This is a genomic window from Kribbella sp. ALI-6-A, from assembly GCF_001984195.1.
GTDB lineage: Bacteria > Actinomycetota > Actinomycetes > Propionibacteriales > Kribbellaceae > Kribbella.
Genome location: NZ_MTQN01000012.1, coordinates 1379752 through 1396586, shown reverse-complemented (window position 1 = coordinate 1396586; position 16835 = coordinate 1379752). Strand labels below are relative to the sequence as shown.

General features: G+C 70.2%; 19 protein-coding genes. 9 read left to right on the top strand and 10 right to left on the bottom strand.

Going from position 1 to position 16835, the window contains the following annotated elements:
• Nucleotides 1-43 precede the first annotated feature (43 nt).
• Entirely contained in the window at nucleotides 44-982 is a 939-nt protein-coding gene (gene pip / locus BWI15_RS33130) for a prolyl aminopeptidase (RefSeq protein WP_077018438.1), read from the top strand.
• On the opposite strand, the gene BWI15_RS40345 is transcribed toward pip, so the two are convergent.
• Together BWI15_RS40345 and BWI15_RS33120 are read right to left on the bottom strand one after the other, a co-directional pair.
• Nucleotides 979-1134, bottom strand: coding sequence for a YdeI/OmpD-associated family protein (locus BWI15_RS40345; RefSeq protein WP_237771563.1), 156 nt, complete (start codon nucleotides 1132-1134; stop codon nucleotides 979-981). The genes pip and BWI15_RS40345 overlap by 4 nt on opposite strands.
• Nucleotides 1135-1575: 441 nt before the next feature.
• Entirely contained in the window at nucleotides 1576-2544 is a 969-nt protein-coding gene (locus tag BWI15_RS33120) for a helix-turn-helix transcriptional regulator (protein ID WP_077018437.1), read from the bottom strand.
• An 87-nt stretch (nucleotides 2545-2631) separates the two neighbouring features.
• On the opposite strand from BWI15_RS33120, the gene BWI15_RS33115 reads away from it, so the two are divergent.
• Both BWI15_RS33115 and BWI15_RS33110 read left to right on the top strand, forming a co-directional pair.
• Entirely contained in the window at nucleotides 2632-3600 is a 969-nt protein-coding gene (locus tag BWI15_RS33115) for an ATP-binding cassette domain-containing protein (RefSeq protein WP_083751152.1), read from the top strand.
• Nucleotides 3597-4409 carry an ABC transporter permease gene (locus BWI15_RS33110; protein ID WP_077018435.1) on the top strand — a complete coding sequence of 271 codons (813 nt, stop codon included), beginning with the start codon at nucleotides 3597-3599 and terminating at the stop codon, nucleotides 4407-4409. The genes BWI15_RS33115 and BWI15_RS33110 overlap by 4 nt, the downstream gene beginning before the upstream one ends.
• Before the next feature lie 65 nt (nucleotides 4410-4474).
• On the opposite strand, the gene BWI15_RS33105 is transcribed toward BWI15_RS33110, so the two are convergent.
• The 4 genes from BWI15_RS33105 to BWI15_RS33090 all read right to left on the bottom strand — a co-directional run bounded on the left by BWI15_RS33105 (nucleotide 4475) and on the right by BWI15_RS33090 (nucleotide 8113).
• Entirely contained in the window at nucleotides 4475-5836 is a 1362-nt protein-coding gene (locus BWI15_RS33105) for an erythromycin esterase family protein (RefSeq protein ID WP_077018434.1), read from the bottom strand.
• Between the two features lie 123 nt (nucleotides 5837-5959).
• Nucleotides 5960-6805, bottom strand: a complete 846-nt coding sequence (locus BWI15_RS33100) for an alpha/beta fold hydrolase (RefSeq protein WP_077018433.1) — start codon at nucleotides 6803-6805, stop codon at nucleotides 5960-5962.
• A gap of 10 nt (nucleotides 6806-6815) precedes the next feature.
• On the bottom strand, nucleotides 6816-7268 hold the full coding sequence (locus tag BWI15_RS33095; protein WP_077019461.1) for an anthrone oxygenase family protein: 453 nt from the start codon (nucleotides 7266-7268) through the stop codon (nucleotides 6816-6818).
• Nucleotides 7265-8113: an NAD(P)H-binding protein gene (locus tag BWI15_RS33090; protein WP_077018432.1), complete on the bottom strand. Its 849-nt coding sequence runs from the start codon at nucleotides 8111-8113 to the stop codon at nucleotides 7265-7267. The genes BWI15_RS33095 and BWI15_RS33090 overlap by 4 nt, the downstream gene beginning before the upstream one ends.
• A gap of 85 nt (nucleotides 8114-8198) precedes the next feature.
• Between BWI15_RS33090 and BWI15_RS33085 the strand changes: the two genes are divergently transcribed.
• On the top strand, nucleotides 8199-9140 hold the full coding sequence (locus tag BWI15_RS33085; protein ID WP_077018431.1) for an AraC family transcriptional regulator: 942 nt from the start codon (nucleotides 8199-8201) through the stop codon (nucleotides 9138-9140).
• Here the strand turns inward: BWI15_RS33085 and BWI15_RS33080 are convergent, their stop codons facing one another.
• Both BWI15_RS33080 and BWI15_RS33075 read right to left on the bottom strand, forming a co-directional pair.
• Complete coding sequence (locus tag BWI15_RS33080; protein WP_077018430.1) at nucleotides 9141-9848, bottom strand: dienelactone hydrolase family protein; 708 nt, start codon at nucleotides 9846-9848, stop codon at nucleotides 9141-9143. It abuts the gene before it with no gap.
• A 51-nt stretch (nucleotides 9849-9899) separates the two neighbouring features.
• Nucleotides 9900-11135, bottom strand: a complete 1236-nt coding sequence (locus tag BWI15_RS33075; RefSeq protein ID WP_077018429.1) for an MFS transporter — start codon at nucleotides 11133-11135, stop codon at nucleotides 9900-9902.
• A gap of 82 nt (nucleotides 11136-11217) precedes the next feature.
• On the opposite strand from BWI15_RS33075, the gene BWI15_RS33070 reads away from it, so the two are divergent.
• Nucleotides 11218-12120, top strand: a complete 903-nt coding sequence (locus tag BWI15_RS33070) for a LysR family transcriptional regulator (protein WP_077018428.1) — start codon at nucleotides 11218-11220, stop codon at nucleotides 12118-12120.
• Between the two features lie 136 nt (nucleotides 12121-12256).
• A complete protein-coding gene (locus tag BWI15_RS33065) occupies nucleotides 12257-13336 on the top strand; it encodes an ABC transporter ATP-binding protein (RefSeq protein WP_077018427.1) in 1080 nt (359 codons plus the stop codon).
• 94 nt (nucleotides 13337-13430) lie between these two features.
• Here the strand turns inward: BWI15_RS33065 and BWI15_RS33060 are convergent, their stop codons facing one another.
• Nucleotides 13431-14243 carry a helix-turn-helix transcriptional regulator gene (locus BWI15_RS33060; RefSeq protein WP_083751151.1) on the bottom strand — a complete coding sequence of 271 codons (813 nt, stop codon included), beginning with the start codon at nucleotides 14241-14243 and terminating at the stop codon, nucleotides 13431-13433.
• A gap of 76 nt (nucleotides 14244-14319) precedes the next feature.
• On the opposite strand from BWI15_RS33060, the gene BWI15_RS33055 reads away from it, so the two are divergent.
• From BWI15_RS33055 to BWI15_RS33050, 3 genes are all read left to right on the top strand, one after another.
• Complete coding sequence (locus tag BWI15_RS33055; RefSeq protein WP_237771562.1) at nucleotides 14320-14871, top strand: SDR family oxidoreductase; 552 nt, start codon at nucleotides 14320-14322, stop codon at nucleotides 14869-14871.
• Complete coding sequence (locus tag BWI15_RS40775; RefSeq protein ID WP_269087198.1) at nucleotides 14756-15028, top strand: SDR family NAD(P)-dependent oxidoreductase; 273 nt, start codon at nucleotides 14756-14758, stop codon at nucleotides 15026-15028. Before BWI15_RS33055 ends, BWI15_RS40775 begins: the two co-directional genes overlap by 116 nt.
• Before the next feature lie 71 nt (nucleotides 15029-15099).
• On the top strand, nucleotides 15100-15498 hold the full coding sequence (locus tag BWI15_RS33050) for a RidA family protein (RefSeq protein ID WP_077018426.1): 399 nt from the start codon (nucleotides 15100-15102) through the stop codon (nucleotides 15496-15498).
• Between the two features lie 3 nt (nucleotides 15499-15501).
• On the opposite strand, the gene BWI15_RS33045 is transcribed toward BWI15_RS33050, so the two are convergent.
• Nucleotides 15502-16791: an FAD-binding oxidoreductase gene (locus BWI15_RS33045; RefSeq protein ID WP_083751150.1), complete on the bottom strand. Its 1290-nt coding sequence runs from the start codon at nucleotides 16789-16791 to the stop codon at nucleotides 15502-15504.
• Nucleotides 16792-16835 lie beyond the last annotated feature (44 nt).

Here is a 16835-nt window from a genome sequence, read left to right as displayed (position 1 = left end):
ACTAGACTCTAACAGCACTGTTACATCTAGGAGGGACGGCCGCATGCTCGCGCACGGAAGGCTGGAGGTCGGAGACGGCCATCGGGTCCATTGGGAGGTCCACGGCAACCCGGACGGCAAGCCGGCGGTGGTCGTGCACGGCGGGCCGGGTTCCGGAGCCGGCGCGTCCTGGCTGAACTACTTCGACCTCGCCGAGTACAAGGTCGTCCTGTTCGACCAGCGCAACTGCGGCCGCAGTACGCCGGACGCGGGTGACGACGAGGTCGACCTGAGCGCGAACACGACCTGGCACCTGATCGCCGACATGGAGCTGCTGCGCCAGCACCTCGGCATCGACCGGTGGCTGCTGCTCGGTGCGTCGTGGGGAGCGACCCTGGGACTCGCGTACGCCGAGCAGCACCCGTCGGCGGTCTCGGAGATCGTGCTGTTCAGCGTCACCAACACGACCCGGCGGGAGGTTGAGTGGCTGACCCGGGAGATGGGACGGGTGTTCCCGGCGGAGTGGCGGCGCTTCCGCGACGGCGTACCGGAGGCGGAGCGGGACGGGAATCTGGCGCTGGCCTACAGCCAACTGCTGCACGACCCGGATCCGGCGGTGCGCGATCGCGCGGCGCGGAACTGGTGCGACTGGGAGGACACGCACGTCGCCACCCACGGCGCCGGCATCCAGCCGAGCCTGCGCTACCAGGATCCCCGGTTCCGGTTGCGGTTCGCCCGGCTGGTGACGCACTACTGGGGTCACGCCGCCTGGCTGGAGGAAGGGGCGCTGGTCCGCGACGCGGGCAAGCTCACGGGCATCCCCGGCGTGCTGATCGTCGGCCGGCTCGACTTCAGCAGCCCGGTCGAGACCGCCTGGCTGATGGCGCAGGCCTGGCCCGACGCCGAACTGAAGATCGTCGAGGACGCCGGCCACGGCGCGGGCAGCACGAACGTCGCCGACCTGGTCAAGCAGGCCCTCGCCGGGTACGCCGGCACGCCCTAGTCCAGCGTGCGCTTCTGCGGGTAGATCGTTTCGCCGCGGCTGAGCTGTTCGACGTACCGGGTGATCCACTTCGTGCGGGTCTCCGGGCGTTTGGCCGAGTACAGCCGGTACAGGATCGCGAACCTGTTCTGCTGGGTGAGGATCGCGAACATCGCCTCCGCTCGCGGCGACGCGGCCAGCGCCGCGGCCAGATCCGCGGGGGACCTCGCGCATCGTCGCCTCGCCGTACGCCGAGTCCCAGCGGCCGTCGGCCTGCGCGCGCTCGACCTCGGCGAGCCCGGCCGGTCGCATCCGGCCCTCGTCCCGCAGCCGCTGGATGATCCCGACATTGCGCAGCGACCAGTTGCTGCGCGGCCGCCGCGGCGTGAACCGCTGCTTGAAGGTGCGCTCGTCGCGGCCGACGCGCTGACCGTCGATCCAGCCGTGACACAACGCCTCCTCCAGCGCCTGGTCGTAGCTCAGGCTCGTCGGCTCGGTCGTGCCCTTTTTCGCCAGCACCAGCCAGACGCCGTCCGAGGTCTGGTGATGGTCGGTCAGCCAGTCGTGCCAGGCGGCGACATCGGCAACGGTGTGCTCTTCCATCGAGGAACTCCTCACGAGGCCGCGGCGGTGTAGCGGGCCGCCAGTTGGGTGGCGGCCGTCTTGAGTTCCTCCGGACCGACGAACTCCAGGTCGCACTCGAACATGCCGAAGTTCGCGGCCAGCCCGGTCCACGACCAGCCGGGCAGGATCAGCCGGCAGCTCGTCGGCGTGATCTCCTCGACGACGGCGTCGCGGCCGGCCCAGCGGGCGATGTCGGCCGCCTTCGCCTGCAGGATCGCCTCACCCCGGCACGGCCAGTCGCCTCGCCCGGAGAAGCGGGACGAGATGTACGTCGCGACGTCGGGCGCCGGGAGTTCGCGCGGCGTGAAGCGCGGACCGGTCGGCGTCTTCGGCTGCATCCGGTCCACGCGAAAGGTGCGCCAGTCGTTGCGGTCCAGATCCCAGCCGACCAGGTACCAGCGGCCTCCCCATGTCACCAGGTGATGCGGCTCGACCTTGCGCGGCGGCACCCACTCCTCGTCGGAGGCCCCCGGCGAGGCGTAGTCGAAGCGCAGGACCTCGCGCGCCCGGACCGCCGTACCGATCGCGATCAGCTGCTCCGAGTCGACCTTCGTTCGCTTCGAGTCGGCCCAGCGGTCGACGGTCGTCACATGCAATGCGTCGACGCGCTGCCGCAGCCGGGCCGGCATCACCTGGCGGACCGTGGCCAGCGCACGCAGCGCGCCCTCCTCGATGCCGGTCACCGTGGTGGTCGCCGTCTGCAGCGCGACCGCGACGGCGATCGCTTGGTCGTCGTCGAACAGCAACGGCGGCAGGTCGGCGCCGGCGTCGAGGCGGTAGCCGCCGTCCGGACCCTTGCTCGCACGGACCGGGTAGCCGAGGTCGCGCAGCCGGTCGACGTCTCGGCGCACGGTGCGCGGGCTCACCTCGAGTCGTTCGGCGAGCAGCGCACCCGGCCAGTCGCGGCGGGCCTGCAGGAGGGACAGCAGCGCGAGGAGTCGTGCGGAGGTCTCGGACATGACGTCAGATTGCCAGAAGTAACGGCCAGAACCTGTCCTCTTCTGCTGGAAATGTCGTGCTCAGCCACCCCGACGAAGGAGACAACCGTGATCAGCACCCGAGAGCTCACCAAGGACTTCGTGGTGAGCCGCACCGAGACCGTGCACGCGGTCCGCGGCATCAGCCTGGACGTCGAACCCGGCGAGCTCGTCGCGGTCCTCGGCCCGAACGGCGCCGGCAAGACCACCACGCTACGGATGCTCACCACCCTGATCGCCCCGACCTCCGGCACCGCGACGGTCGCCGGGTACGACGTGACCGCCGAGCCGGCGCGGGTTCGCCGGCAGATCGGGTACGTCGGCCAGGGCAACGGCGCCGGCCACTCGCACCGCGTCGGCGACGAACTCCACGGCCAGGGCGTCATCTACGGCATGGACCGGCGCGCCGCGAAGCGCCGGGCCTCGGAGCTGCTGGAAGGTCTGGAGCTGAAGGACCTCGCCGAACGCAAGGTGTCCGAGCTGTCCGGTGGTCAGCGCCGCCGGCTGGACGTCGCGATGGGCCTGGTGCACGCGCCCGGTCTGCTCTTCCTGGACGAGCCGTCGACCGGCCTCGACCCGCAGAACCGGGCCAACCTGTGGGACCACATCCTGCGGATGCGCGAGCAGTACGCGATGACGATCGTGCTCACCACGCACTACCTGGACGAGGCGGACTCGATGGCCGAGCGGGTGGTGGTCGTCGACCACGGCGAGGTGATCGCCGACGACACCGCCGAGGCGCTGAAGACCCGGCTCGCCGGTGACCGACTCGCGCTGGTAGTTGCTCCTGACAACCAAATCCGGATTCGTGAGCTGGCCGAGAAGTTGCCGGGGGCCAAGGAGTTCGAGACGTCCGGAGATCAAGTCAGCCTGCGGGTGACCGACGGGCCGGCCGCGCTGCCGATCCTGCTCGGCGCCGCGCAGCAGTACGGCGTACCGGTGGCTGCCGCGCAGGTCCACCGCCCGACGCTCGACGACGTGTTCCTCAATCTCACCGGTCGCAGCCTGCGCGACTCCAACGGAAAGGCCGCCGCATGACCACCCTCACTGCCTCCACCGTGAACTTGCCCACCGCCACGTCCCCGGACCGCAGCCTCTTTCGCGACATCCGGATCGTGATGGCTCGCGAGCTCAAACCGGTGCTGCGGGATCCGTTCTCGTTGCTGTTCGGGATGATCCAGCCGCTGATCTTCCTCGGCCTGTTCGGGCCATTGCTGGCGGGCTCGATGGGTGGGTCGCTGGACGGCGGGGTCTGGCAGTGGTTCGTGCCGGCGATCCTGGTGATGACCACCCTGTTCGGCACATCGGCGACCGGGTCGAACCTGCTCTTCGAGTTCCAGACCGGCGCGCACGAGCGGATGCTGGTGACGCCGCTGAGCCGCTCGTCGCTGCTGATCGGACGGGCGCTGAAGGAGATGGTGCCGCTGTTCGGGCAGGCGGTGATCGTGATCGCGGTGATGGTGCCGTTCGGGTTCGAGTTGCACCTGGACGGCGCGGTGGTCGGGCTGGCGCTGCTCGCGGCGTTCGGGATCGGGCTGGGCTCGTTCAGCTACGCGCTGGCGATCGCCGTCCGCAAGCAGGACTGGATGTTCTGGGTGGTGCAGCAGACGTTCCTGTTCCCGCTGATGATCCTGTCCGGCATGCTGCTGCCGCTGGAGACCGGGCCGGAGTGGATGCGGGTGGCGTCGAAGTTCAACCCGCTGTCCTACCTGGTCGATGCCGAGCGCACCTTGTTCGCCGGGGACGTGTGGGCGGCACCGGTGCTCTGGGGCTTCGTGGCCGCGATCGTCACCGCCGCCCTCGGCCTGACCGTCGGCATCCGCACAATGCTGCGGTCGGCCGACTGAACCTCTCGCACGTCCGAAGAACCGTGCGCTATAGCGCACGGTTCTTCGGACGTTCGGGCTTGCGGTCAGCGGAGGTGGGCGGCGGTGACCTGGTTGAGGTGGATCAGCACGTCGTACGACGCGGCGAGCGCGACCGGCGAGTCCGGGAACGGGTAGGCGGTGCCGATGTCCCTGGTCGGCCGCTTGGTCTGCAGCCAGGTCTTCGTCCCGCGCGGCAGTGTCCGCAGGTCGACGAAGTAGTCGCGGTAAACCACCTTGTCCAGCGTGTTCTCGTTGTTGCCGGCCGGGGCGGCGCCGATCGTGAACGCGCGGATCGCGCCGTTCGGGTCGTTGGTGTCGCGGGCGTTGAACGAGCCGTGGTCGAAGCTCAGGCCGATCGGCACGTACTTGCGGCCGAGCGCCTCACGCAGGAACTCGCCCTGGATCTTCGGGTACTGCGCCGGCATCGACGAGGTCAGCGCGATGTGACCGTTGTGGGCGCCCAGCACCGTCTTGGCGCCGGTCTGCTGGGTCCACCACAGCGTGTTCTCGGCCATCACCTGGTCGCGGAACCGCATCGCCGAGGGCAGCACCTTCGGGTCCTGGATGTCGTACGAGACGAACTTCGCCACCTGCCAGATCGCGCGGGCGTGCTGCACGGCCCACGTCTGCTCACTGCTCTTCGGCAGCGACTCGACCAGGGCCAGCGCCTCGCGGGTCGCCGCTTCGAGCTTCAGCCGCTCGGCGACCGGCTTCGCGACCAGACCGGTGAGGAAGTCGGCCGCGTTCGCGTCGGACCGGATTCCGGCGTACCGGGTGGTGAGCTGCGGGACCAGCGCCGGGCGGACCTTGCCGACGTACGACGTGACCAGGTCGAGCGTCGCGGGCGAGACGTAGCCGAGGTCGTCGCCGACGAAGTGCAGTTTGCGGGTGTGCGTCTGGTTGTACGAGCGCATCCACTCGATCAGGTCGAGGTACTCCTCGGCGTTCCAGAACTCGTACGACCCCTGGAACTCGTGCTGCATGATCGCCCGCGGATCGCCGATGCCGTCTACGACGTACCGGTCGAGCGCGACGCCGGTGCTCCAGCTCGCCTCCAGCGCGAAGGCGGTGAAGCCGCGCTGCTCGACGAGCGCGCGGAAGATCCGGTGCTTGAGCGTGAAGAACTCGCTGGAGTTGTGCGTCGCCTCACCGATCCCGACGACCTGGGCGTCACCGACCATGCGGACCAGCGGACGCAGGTCGTACAGCTGGCCGGTCGCCTTGGTGGACAGCAGCGGGTACGCCGCGCGGTTGAGCGCCGGGACCGGGTTCTGGGTGACGTGGTGCTGGGTCGCGGCGACCGCGCTGTGCGCCGGGGCACCCACTGCGGTTGCCGCGGGCAACGCGGCGGTGCCGAGCAGAGCGGCAGCCGTCAGGGCGGCGGCGACACGGCTGTTTCGCTTCATCGGAAGTCCTCCGGAGAGTCGGGTTCTGGTAGTCCCAACCCTTCCGGTTCGCGCCGTCCGGCCCCATCCCGTCCGTGCCCGGATCGAAGGTGGAGCCAGCTCTACCCCCGCAGTCAGCGCAGGTCAGCTCGCGGTGATCGCGAGGATGGCCGGCACGGCGATGTCCCAGACCGGGCGGGGCAGCTCGTGGCCGGCGCCGGGCAGCAGGACGAGGCGGGCGTCGGGGATCTCCCGGGCCAGGGCCTCGCCATGAGCCGGCGGAAAGAGCGGGTCCTCGGTGCCGTGCAGGACCAGGACCGGCATCGTCAGTTCGCCGAGGCGCGGACGCAGGGGTGGGGAGTCGTCGTCGGGCAGAACCCAGTGGTTGGTGACGGCCGACTCGAGGTTGGTGGTGCGGGCGATCATCGCGCGGAGCAGCTCGCGGCGGGCGGGTTCGTCGTACGGGAGGGTGCCGGCGTACAGCTTCTCGTCGGCGATCAGGGTGTCGATCGCGGCCTCGGCGTCGGACCAGTCGGTGGGCGGCTTCGCGCTGGTGAAGCTCGCCCGGATGCGGTCGGTCGGTGGCGGCAGGTCGTCGCCGAGCGGACTGGTCGCGATCAGCGTCAGGCTGCGGACCCGGTCGGCGTGGTCGAGACCGAGCTGCTGGGCGATGCCGCCGCCCATCGAGAGTCCGACCACGTGCGCCCGGTCGATGCCGAGCGCGTCCAGGATGCCGACCGGGTCACGGACGAGATCGATCCCGTCGTACGCCGGTTTGCCGGGCGGGTAGCTGACCGAGCGGCCGGTGTCGCGGTGGTCGTAGCGGATCACGTACCGCGGCCCGGCCGCGAGCAGCTCGCAGAACGGGGTCTCCCAGTAGTCCATCGACGCCGACCCGCCGTGGATCAGCAGCACCGGCGGAGCGGCCGGGTCGCCGAAGGTCTCGACGCAGAGCTCGACCCCGTTCACCTGCAGGAGTTGCTCGGTCATCACCGCTCCTCTACTCCACGCCGATCAGCGCGACGGCGAACGCGACGACGCTGAGCGCACCGGCGACCGCTCGCACGTTGTTCGCAGGGTTCCACCTGGCCAGGTACGTCGTCCAGTCCGTGGTGCCGGCGGCGAGTCCGTCGTTCAGCGGGATGTTGACCGCGAAGCTGAGCACGATCACGCCGGCCAGGTAGAGCACGGAGCCGGCCACGATCCACCACTTGCCGGGGGTGTCCTGGACCAACGCCAAGACGGGCAGGGCCAGGCAGATCAGCGCGGTGCCGCAGAAGACCAGCAGGAACAGCGGGTTCTGGATCCGGACGTTGATCAGGTTCATCGCGGCGGCACCCTGGCCGGACGGCATCCGCTGCAGCGAACTCATCACCGCCGTACCGAAGGCGAAGAACAGGCCGGCCATCAGGGCGCTGCCGAGCAGCGCCCCGACAGTCAGGATCTTGGTCATGCCGACCACACTCCCGTCCGCGCGGTCTCGCGCGCCCAGTCGGTGAAGTCCCGCGGGGCACGGCCGAGCAGCTCGCGGACGGCGTCGTCGGACAGGTACTCCGACCGGTGGTGCCGGATCACCGCGAACAGGTCGCGCACCGACTCGGCGTCCTCGCGATCCAGGCCGATGCCGACCAGTTCCTCGACGTGCTGCTCCGGCGGCAGGTCGACGTACCGGATGTCGCGCCCGGTCGCGGCGGACAGCTCGGTTGCGACCTCGTCCATCGTCAACGTACGGGGGCCGGACACCGAGTACGTCTGCCCGGTGTGCGCCTCGTCCAGCAGCACGGTCGCCATCACGTCACCGACGTCGTTGGTGTCGATCCACGCCTCGGCGCCGGTCCCGGCCGACACGCGCAGCTCCCCCGCCAGCACGTGCTCGCACAGGAAGTCCTCGCTGAACCCCTGCATGAACCACGCGGGCCGGACGATCGTCCAACCGGCGCCGCTGTCCCGTACGGCGTTCTCCAGCTCGACGCTGCTCTCGTACACCGCGAACTCGCGCTCGGGGCTGCCGACGCCGCGGCCCGAGAGCAGCACCACCCGGCGCAGCCCTTCGGTCGCCGCCTGCTTCACGAAGCGTCCGGCCTGGGCCAGCCCGGTCGGCCCGACCGGAGGCGCCAGGTACGCCGTGTCGATGCCGGCCACGGTCCCGGACCACGTGCTTTCGTCGTACCAGTCGAAGCGCTGCTCGCTGGACCGCGAGGCCAGCCGGACCGGTACGTCGCGCTGCGCGAGTCGCTCCACCACGCGCCGGCCGGTCTTGCCCAAACCACTCAGAATCAGAATCGGTGTGTTTGTCATGGGTGTAGTTCATCGTTGTCGAGTGAGACAAACCATGGTTGCCCGGCGCATTTCGATGTCTGAGAGTCTCAGCTAAGGTAGCCGCATGGATGTTCTGGACGATCTGCTGGCCGGCACCCGGGCGCGCGGAGGGGTGTTCAACCTGACCGTGCTCGACCCGCCGTGGGGCCTGCACATCGTCGACGAGGCACCGCTCGCGCTCGCCACGCTGGTGCGCGGCTCGGCCTGGATCCTGCGCGACGGGTCGGAGCCGGTCCGCTTGAACGAGCGGGACGTCGCGGTGCTGCGCGGCCCCGAGCCGTACGTCGTCGCGGACACCCCGCAGACCGAGCCGCAGCTGCGGATCCACCCGGGCGGGGTCTGCGAGCCGTTGCCTGGAGCACCGATCGACTACAGCGCGCGGCTCGGCGTCCGGACCCACGGCGGCCGGCCCGACGGTGAGGCGATGGTTGTCAGCGGCACCTATCAGCTGGAGGGCGATGTCAGCAGGCGGCTGCTCACCGCGCTGCCGCCGGTGCTGGTCGTGCCGGCCGAGGACGTCACCGGCCCGGTGATGGAGATGGTGCTCGGCGAGATCCAGCGCGACGAGCCCGGTCAGCAGAGCGTGCTGGACCGCTGGCTCGATCTTGCGCTGATCACCACGCTACGGGCGTGGTTCGCCCGGCCGGAGTCCCACGCGCCGGGCTGGTACCAGGCACAGGCCGATCCGGTGGTGGGTCTCGCGCTGCGACTGATGCACGAGGATCCCGCCCACGCGTGGTCGGTCGTCGAGCTCGCCAACCGCACCGGCGTCTCCCGCGCGAGCCTGGCCCGCCGCTTCACCGCGCTGGTCGGCGAAGCGCCGATGGCCTACCTGACCGGCTGGCGCATCACGCTCGCCGCCGACCTGCTGCGCGAGACCAACCACACCGTCGAGTCGATCGCCCGCCGCGTCGGATACGCGAACGCGTTCGCTCTCTCGGTGGCCTTCAAGCGTCTTCGCGGCACCAACCCGACGGCCCACCGCCGGGCCACGACCGCCGCCTGATCAGCCTGTCGCTGACGCCGTTGTGGTGTCGATGAACGTGAGCGCCTGAGGCCAGGCGAGCTGGAACGCCGCCGCGTTGGCGGGCTTGTCGTGGCGGTCGCGGTTGGTGAAGCCGTGGTCGGCGCCGGGGTGGAAGAGCGAGAAGGTGGCGCCGGACGGGCGCGAGTGCAGCGCGGTTTGCAGGGCCTCGAAGTCGGCGGCGGTGACCATGTGGTCGGCGCTGGGATAGCTGACCAGGACCGGAGCAGCGATCCCCGCAGCGTCGGCGATCGCGTCGTGGGTCTGGTTGGGGCGGAGCTGGGACGGGACGGTGGGGTGGAACGCGGTGACGCCGGCCAGACGGTGGTCGCGAGCGCCGAGCAGGAGGGCGAAGCGGCCGCCCATGCACCAGCCCATCACGCCGGCCTTCGAGCAGCCGAGGTCGCCGAGCAGGTGGTCCAGGAGCTGGGTTTGCTCGGCGAGGGCCGCGTCGTCGTCCAACTTGGCGAGCAGCTCGGACAGCTCGTCGACGGTGGAGTTGTCGGTACTGCGGCCGTGAAACGCGTCCCAGGTCAGCGCGGTCACCCCGCGGCCGGCGAGCTCGTCGGCCCCGTCGCGGACCTGCTCGCCGATGCCGGTGATCATCGGGAGCAGGAGCATGCCGGGGCCGTTGCTGCGGCCGGTTGCGAGGTAGGCGGTCAGGCTTCCGACGGAGACGTATTCACCCATGTGCGCAAGCTACCGTGCCTGCCTCGCCCTGACGCGAGGCAGGCACGGGGTTCAGCGGCGGTCGGCGGCCAGCATGCGGAGCCCGGCGGCGTTGACCATGACCAGGATGATCCCGGCGAACAGGACGAGAGCGAGCTCTGCGGGCAGCAGCGCGATGCCCAGACCGATCGCGAGGACCGGGAGCGCGAGGCCGGCGTACGCGACGAGGAAGAGGGCCGCGAGAACCTCACCGCGCGAGTCCGCGTCGGCGAGACCGGCCGCGGTGGCGACCGCGGCGCGGAAGACCAGGCCGACGCCCGCGCCGGCGATCACCCCGCCGACGACGAAGAGCGCCAGGCTCGGCGTGAGTCCGCCGACCGCGATCCCGGCCAGTCCGGCCGACATGAACGCCAGGCCGAGCTGCAGTTGCCGGGCCCGGGAGAGTCGGACGAAAACGACCTGGCTGGCCGCGCCGGCGCTGAAGACCGCGAAGGTCACCACCCCGGCCAGCAGCCGGGACGTGTGGTGCAGGGTGCCCGCCAGGAACGTCGGCGCCAGCGACGTGAACAGCCCGAAGATCGCGAACGCCGCGAAGGCACCGACCGCCGCCGCGAAGAACTGCGGCTTCGCGGCCGCCGGCAACGCCACCCGCTGCGGCCGGTACGCCGGCCGGGTCTCCCGCCGCTCGACCGTTTCCGGCACGAGCGCGACACCGAGCGCGCTGATCACGAGCAGCACCAGGAACACCTCGTACGGACGGTCGAGCGGCTGACCGACGTACTGGGCCAGCAGGCCGCCGACCAAGGGCCCGATCGCGAGACCGCCGAGGTTCACCACGGTGGAGATCAGCGCGGACCGGCTCGGGTCCTCGTCCGGCCGGGCGATCCTGCGCAGCTCGGACAAGTGAGCCGTCGCGGTCGCGGTGAGAATGCCGACCCCGACGCCGGTCACGAAGCGCGCGAGCAGCAGCCCGGGAACGTCGCGCCAGAACAGGAAGATCAGCGCCGCCACCACCTCGGCCAGTACGGCGACCAGCGCGACGCGACGCCGGCCGAGCCAGTCGCTGACGTGCCCGGCGAGGTAGAGGCTCGCCATCACGCCGACCGCGTACGCGGCGAAGATCACCGTGATCAGGAAGGTCGGGAAGCCGTCGCGCTGCTGGTAGAGCGCGTAGAGCGGCGTCGGCACGGTGGAGAACGCCATCGTGGTGAGGAAGGCGGCGGCGATCGCCCAGAACCCCGGGCCGTGGGCGAAACGGACCCGCGTCCCGACGGTGTCGATCGCCCGCGGTCCGGTCAGAGTTGTCATGTCTTCAGGTTCACCCCGCAGATCCATCGAAGCAAACGAATCTTCTTGCGCAGTCTTATCGACTGCCTCGATAATTACTGCCGTGGACTCACGCCAGCTGGAGTACTTCGTCGCGGTGGCCGAGGAGCTGAGCTTCACGCGCGCGGCGCAGCGGCTGTTCACCGTCCAGTCGACGGTGTCCGCGGCGGTGCGAAGCCTGGAGAGCGATCTGAAGACGACGCTGTTCGATCGGTCGACCCGGCGGGTGAGCCTGTCGGCCGCCGGGCAGGCGCTGCTGCCCGAAGCGAAGGTCGCACTGGAGGCGCTCGACCGTGCGCGGGCTGCCGTCGAGGAGGCGTCGACCGGGCTGCGCGGGTCGGTGCGGATCGGCACGATGACTCGGCTCGGGTTGGTCGATCTGGCCGACCTGCTCGGCGCGTTCTACCAGCGCTATCCGCTGGTCGATGTGCAGGTGACGACGTCACCGAGTGGATCGTCGGGGTTGGCGGACGACGTACGCCATGGCCGGCTGGACGTCGCGCTGGTCGGGCTGAAGCGGGCCGACCTCGCGGGGCTCGAGGCGCGTGAGCTGGCCACCGTGCCGTTCGTCGTCCTGGTGCCGTTGACGCACCGGTTGGCCGAGCGGTCCGTGGTGTCGCTGGAGGACCTGGCCGGGGAACGGTTCGTCGACATGTTGCCCGGCTTCGGCAACCGGACGAACGTCGACCGGGCCTTCGACGCCGCAGGGCTGCCGCGGCGGGTGCGGGTCGAGGTGCCGGACCTGACGACGGTGCCGGAGTACGTCCGGGCGGGGCTGGGCGTGGCCGTCGTACCGGATCTGGATCCGGGGCAGTTGCCCGGCATCGCGCGGCTGCGCCTGACCGGCGTCGAGCTGACCTGGACGCTGTCGGCGATCACGTTGCGTGGCCGTCCGCCGAGCCGCGCGGTGGCCGCGCTGCTGGATCTGATGGCGGACAGTGTCCGCCCCGGCGGCACCCGGTTCTAGGAATGCCGAACCGCCCGCCGGCGTTATCAGAATCACCTTGGTGATACATCATCAACAAGGCGCGGACACCCAGACCTGGGGGCCTTTGCGAAGGATCGTCCGGCACGTTCCTGCCGGCGAAGGAAGGAAGTGCGTGATGGCTACTGTCTCGTTCAAGGGCGCGACCCGGATCTACCCGGGCACCGATGCTCCCGCCGTGAACCAGCTCGACCTGGACATCCAGGACGGCGAGTTCATGGTCCTGGTCGGCCCGTCCGGCTCCGGTAAGTCGACCGCGCTGCGGATGCTGGCCGGCCTGGAAGAGGTGAACGAGGGGTCGATCTACATCGGCGACCGGGACGTCACCAACAGCCCGCCGAAGGAGCGCGACATCGCGATGGTCTTCCAGAACTACGCGCTCTACCCGCACATGAGCGTGGCCGACAACATGGGCTTCGCGCTGAAGATGCAGGGCATCCACAAGGAGGACCGCGCCAAGCGCGTCCTCGAAGCCGCCAAGCTGCTCGGCCTCGAGGAGTACCTCGACCGCAAGCCGAAGGCATTGTCCGGTGGTCAGCGCCAGCGCGTCGCGATGGGCCGCGCGATCGTCCGGAACCCGCAGGTCTTCCTGATGGACGAGCCGCTGTCGAACCTCGACGCCAAGCTCCGCGTCCAGACCCGCACCCAGATCGCCGAACTCCAGCACCGGCTGGGCGTCACGACGGTCTACGTCACCCACGACCAGATCGAGGCCATGACGATGGGCGATCGGGTCGCGGTCCTGAAGGACGGGCTGCTGCAGCAGGTCGACACCCCGCTGAACCTGTACGACGCCCCGAAGAACAAGTTCGTCGCGGGCTTCATGGGATCCCCGGCGATGAACCTGATCGACGCCGAGATCGTCGAGGGCGGCGCGAAGATCGGCGACTACGTCGTACCGATCGAGCGCGCGCTGCTGGCCAAGGCCGGTGACGACAAGACGCTGACCCTGGGCATCCGCCCGGAGGCCTTCCACGTCGCCGACGAGGGCCTGCCGGTCCGCGTCTCGGTGATCGAGGAACTCGGCTCGGACGCCTACCTGTACGGCAACGCGGAGCACACCGACGAGCGCCAGCACATCATCGCCCGGATCGGCACGCGGACCCGCGCGGAGCAGGGCGCGCTCATCCACCTCGCCCCGGAGCCCGGCAAGCTGCACCTGTTCTCCACGTCCACCGAGGAGCGGCTGACCGCCTGACCTCCTCCCACCAACCCGTAGTACGGCCTAGTGGCTCGACACGTACTACGCACTCGGCCCCGAAGCGGTTCACCGCTTCGGGGCCGCGGTGATTTCAGGGCCGGCGCTTGGCAGGGTGGAGCGAGCCAAGCAGTGCCAGCGAGTCCGCGTCCCTCGAGCCCGGTGCGGCCGTGCCGACCAGGAGGAACTGGCCGGGAGCATGCTGGACGTCGAACGTCTGGTAGGTCAGCGTGATCCGGCCGAGTTCCGGGTGGTCGAAGGTCTTGGTCTTGCTGCCCAGGCTGCTGACGCCGTGCTCGTTCCAGAGCGTGGCGAACTCATTGCTTGAGGCAAGCAGTTCGTCGACGACCGCGCGGACACCCGGGTCCTGGCCGTCGGCCAGCCGGAGCGCCTCGACCGAATCGCGGGCGACCTGCGGCCAGTCGGCGAACAGCTCACGGGCAGCCGGGTCGTGGAACAGGGTGTGCAGCATGTTGCGCCGGTCGACCAGGGAGGCCAGCAGCGCCTTGGCCGGCTCGCTCGAGGCGAGCACTTCGAGGCGGCGGTTGATGACGTAGGCAACGGCCGACGGGAACGCGTCCATCAGCTGCAGCAGTGCGGGATCGACCGCGTCACCTGGACCGTCCGAGGGCTTCGGCAACAATCCGGCGAGCCGGTACGCGTGCAGGCGCGCCTCGTCGGAGAGCCCGAGCGCCCGGGCGATCGCATCGACGACCTGGCCGGAGGGCTTGCGCTCGCGGCCTTGTTCCAGCCGCGTGTAGTAGTCGGCACTGACACCGGCGAGGACCGCAACCTCCTCGCGCCGAAGCCCGGGCACCCGGCGTACGCCGTACGTGGGCAGGCCGACGTCGGCCGGCTCCACCTGCGACCGGCGGACGCGGAGGAACTCGCCCAGTTCGGTGCTCACTTCTCGATCCTAGGTGCCGCGCACCCAGGGGATCGCGTCCTGGTTGCCGCGGCGCCGGGCGACGAGGGTGAACGGCATGCAGAAGAAGGTTGTTGTGATCACTGGCGCGAGCAGCGGCATCGGGGCGGCGACAGCTCGCCGGTTGGCACGGGCTGGGCACGAGGTGTGGCTCGGCGCACGCCGGGCGGATCGGATCGCGGAGCTCGGCGCGGAGATCGGGGCGGGGCACCACGTGCTCGACGTGACCTCGTTGGACAGCATGCGCGAGTTCGTGTCGGCGGCGCGGGCGGCGTACGGGCGGGTGGACGTGCTGGTGAACAACGCGGGCGTGATGCCGTTGTCGCCGCTGGCCGACCTGAAGGTGGACGAGTGGAACCAGATGATCGATGTGAACCTGCGCGGGGTGCTGCACGGGCTCGCGGTGGTGCTACCGGTGATGCGCGAGCAGGGCGGCGGGCACGTGGTGAATCTGTCGTCGGTGTCCGGGCTGCGGGTCGATCCGACGGCGGCCCGTGTACAGCGCGACGAAGTTCGCCGTCCGGGCGCTGTCGGAGGGGTTGCGGCAGGAGAGCCGGGACATCCGCGTCACGGTGGTGAGTCCGGGGCTGACGGCGAGCGAGCTGGGTGACGGGATCAGCGATCCGGCGGTGCGCGAAGGGGTGCGCGCCATGATGGCGGTCGCGATGCCGGCCGACGCGATCGCCGCCGCCATCGAGTACGCCATCAGCCAGCCCGCTGAGGTCGACGTCAACGAACTGGTCGTCCGGCCGACAGCGCAGGGCTGACTCCGCCGGATCTCCGGGCAACGCGGTGAAATCCGATTGACCCGGGTCCGGCGGTGCACTTGGCTGGGCTGGTGAGCATCGAGCGCAGCAATCCTCCGGCGCTGCATCCGACGCCGGGGTACCACCACGTGACGACTGTCGAGGCCGCGCGGCTGGTGTTTCTGGCCGGCCAGTGTCCGTTGGACCCGGCCGGTGAGCTGGCCGCGGGTGGGCTCGAAGGGCAGACGGCGCAGGTGATCAGCAACATTCTCACCGCGCTGGAGTCCGCGAACGCCCGGGCCGAGGACGTCGTTCGGACGGTGATCTACGTGGCCAGCGCGGACCGGGACGAGCTGGCGGCGGTGTGGACATGGCTCAACGAGTCGGCGTTGGCCCCGGCCTTCACCACCGCGAGCACGCTGCTCGGGGTGGCCCAGCTGGGCTTCCCCGGTCAGCGCGTCGAGATCGATGTCACCGCCGCGTTGGCGTGACTTTCAGATCGCGTGGTTCGGCTGGAGCAGGCCGGTGGGGTCGAGCTGCTGCCGGAGCTTCCTGAGTCGTTCGAAGTCGGTGGGTTCGTAGGCCTCGGCGATCTCGTCCGGGGTGAGCGGGCCGAAGCTGAAGTTGAGCTGCCGGCCGATCGACGTCCACGGCTCGAGAACGCTGCTGTGCAGAGCGGAGAAGTCCTCGTCACCAGGTGACAGCACGGTCAGCGCGTACTGCGCCTCGCGGCGGCCGACGGCGTTCGGGATCGCGGGCGGGCGGGACAGCGCGCCGCCGAGGTGGCGGATGCCGACGACACACATCGCGGGCGCCTTCGGTCCGGCCAGCTCCGGGACGGTCGAGAGCGCGACCGGGTCGAGCTCGGCGAGCAGGAGGTTGCGCCCGCGGTAGCCGTGCGGCTGCTCGGGTTCGGCGAAGATCCGGCTGGACTCGGCGTACGGGAGTTCTCCGAAGGTGTCCATCACCGGCTCGCCGAGAGCGCGAAGCGGCGCGATCAGTTGCTCCGCGGTGGCCAGGTCGGCGAGCACGCAGAGCTGCAGCTGCGCGATGTGCTTGCCACGCAACGGCTCCGGGACCATCGGCAGGTCGGGGATCACCAAGGCGGAGACCGCCGAGGTGATCTCCTCGGGCACGGTCGCGGTCCACTCGCGCCAGACCTGAAGTGCGTCGGGCGTGATCGCGAGGTCGTAGTACAGGCTGCCGCCGGCGATCGTGCTGACCTCGAACAGGCCGATCTCCAGCTCGGTGACGACGCCGAAGTTGCCGCCACCACCGCGCACGGCCCAGAACAGCTCCTCGTCGTCAGGCGTCACCGACCGCAGCTCGCCGTCGGGCGTGACCAGCTCGATCCGCCGGACGTGATCGGCGGCGAAGCCGTACTTGCGGGCCATCAGGCCGATGCCGCCGCCGAGCGTGTACGAGATCGCGCCGACGCCGGGGAAGCTGCCGGACAGCGGCGCCAGCCCGTACGGCGTGGTGGCGGCGACCACCTGTTGCCAAGTCGCACCTGCCTGGATGGTCGCGGTCTGCTGCGCCGGGTCGACCGTGACGCCGGCAAAGCCGCTGGTCGTCAGCAGCACACCTTCGGTCGGCGTGGTGTGGCCGTGCCCGCTCGCCTGGACCGCGAGGCGCAGGTTGTGGTCGCGGGCGTAGCGCACCGCTTTCTGGATGTCGTGCGCGTTGGTCGCGCCGAAAATCCGCGCGGGCCGGTGCGGATCGCGGCGCTGGAAGCCGGTGCGCTGGTCGTCGTAGCCGTCGGTTTCGGGGGTCCATGTCCTCATGGCGCCGACCGTAGAACGCCTTCCGGACAGAAGTTGTCCTCAAG

Coding starts and splice junctions, on each gene's coding strand:
- BWI15_RS33100 (WP_077018433.1), bottom strand. CDS start 6,805: ATGACCGAGCAACTCCTGCAGGTGAACGGGGTCGAGCTCTGCGTCGAG.
- BWI15_RS33110 (WP_077018435.1), top strand. CDS start 3,597: ATGACCACCCTCACTGCCTCCACCGTGAACTTGCCCACCGCCACGTCC.
- BWI15_RS33095 (WP_077019461.1), bottom strand. CDS start 7,268: ATGACCAAGATCCTGACTGTCGGGGCGCTGCTCGGCAGCGCCCTGATG.
- BWI15_RS40345 (WP_237771563.1), bottom strand. CDS start 1,134: ATGTTCGCGATCCTCACCCAGCAGAACAGGTTCGCGATCCTGTACCGG.
- BWI15_RS33120 (WP_077018437.1), bottom strand. CDS start 2,544: ATGTCCGAGACCTCCGCACGACTCCTCGCGCTGCTGTCCCTCCTGCAG.
- pip (WP_077018438.1), top strand. CDS start 44: ATGCTCGCGCACGGAAGGCTGGAGGTCGGAGACGGCCATCGGGTCCAT.
- BWI15_RS33045 (WP_083751150.1), bottom strand. CDS start 16,791: ATGAGGACATGGACCCCCGAAACCGACGGCTACGACGACCAGCGCACC.
- BWI15_RS33055 (WP_237771562.1), top strand. CDS start 14,320: ATGCAGAAGAAGGTTGTTGTGATCACTGGCGCGAGCAGCGGCATCGGG.
- BWI15_RS33105 (WP_077018434.1), bottom strand. CDS start 5,836: ATGAAGCGAAACAGCCGTGTCGCCGCCGCCCTGACGGCTGCCGCTCTG.
- BWI15_RS33090 (WP_077018432.1), bottom strand. CDS start 8,113: ATGACAAACACACCGATTCTGATTCTGAGTGGTTTGGGCAAGACCGGC.
- BWI15_RS33085 (WP_077018431.1), top strand. CDS start 8,199: ATGGATGTTCTGGACGATCTGCTGGCCGGCACCCGGGCGCGCGGAGGG.
- BWI15_RS33065 (WP_077018427.1), top strand. CDS start 12,257: ATGGCTACTGTCTCGTTCAAGGGCGCGACCCGGATCTACCCGGGCACC.
- BWI15_RS33075 (WP_077018429.1), bottom strand. CDS start 11,135: ATGACAACTCTGACCGGACCGCGGGCGATCGACACCGTCGGGACGCGG.
- BWI15_RS33080 (WP_077018430.1), bottom strand. CDS start 9,848: ATGGGTGAATACGTCTCCGTCGGAAGCCTGACCGCCTACCTCGCAACC.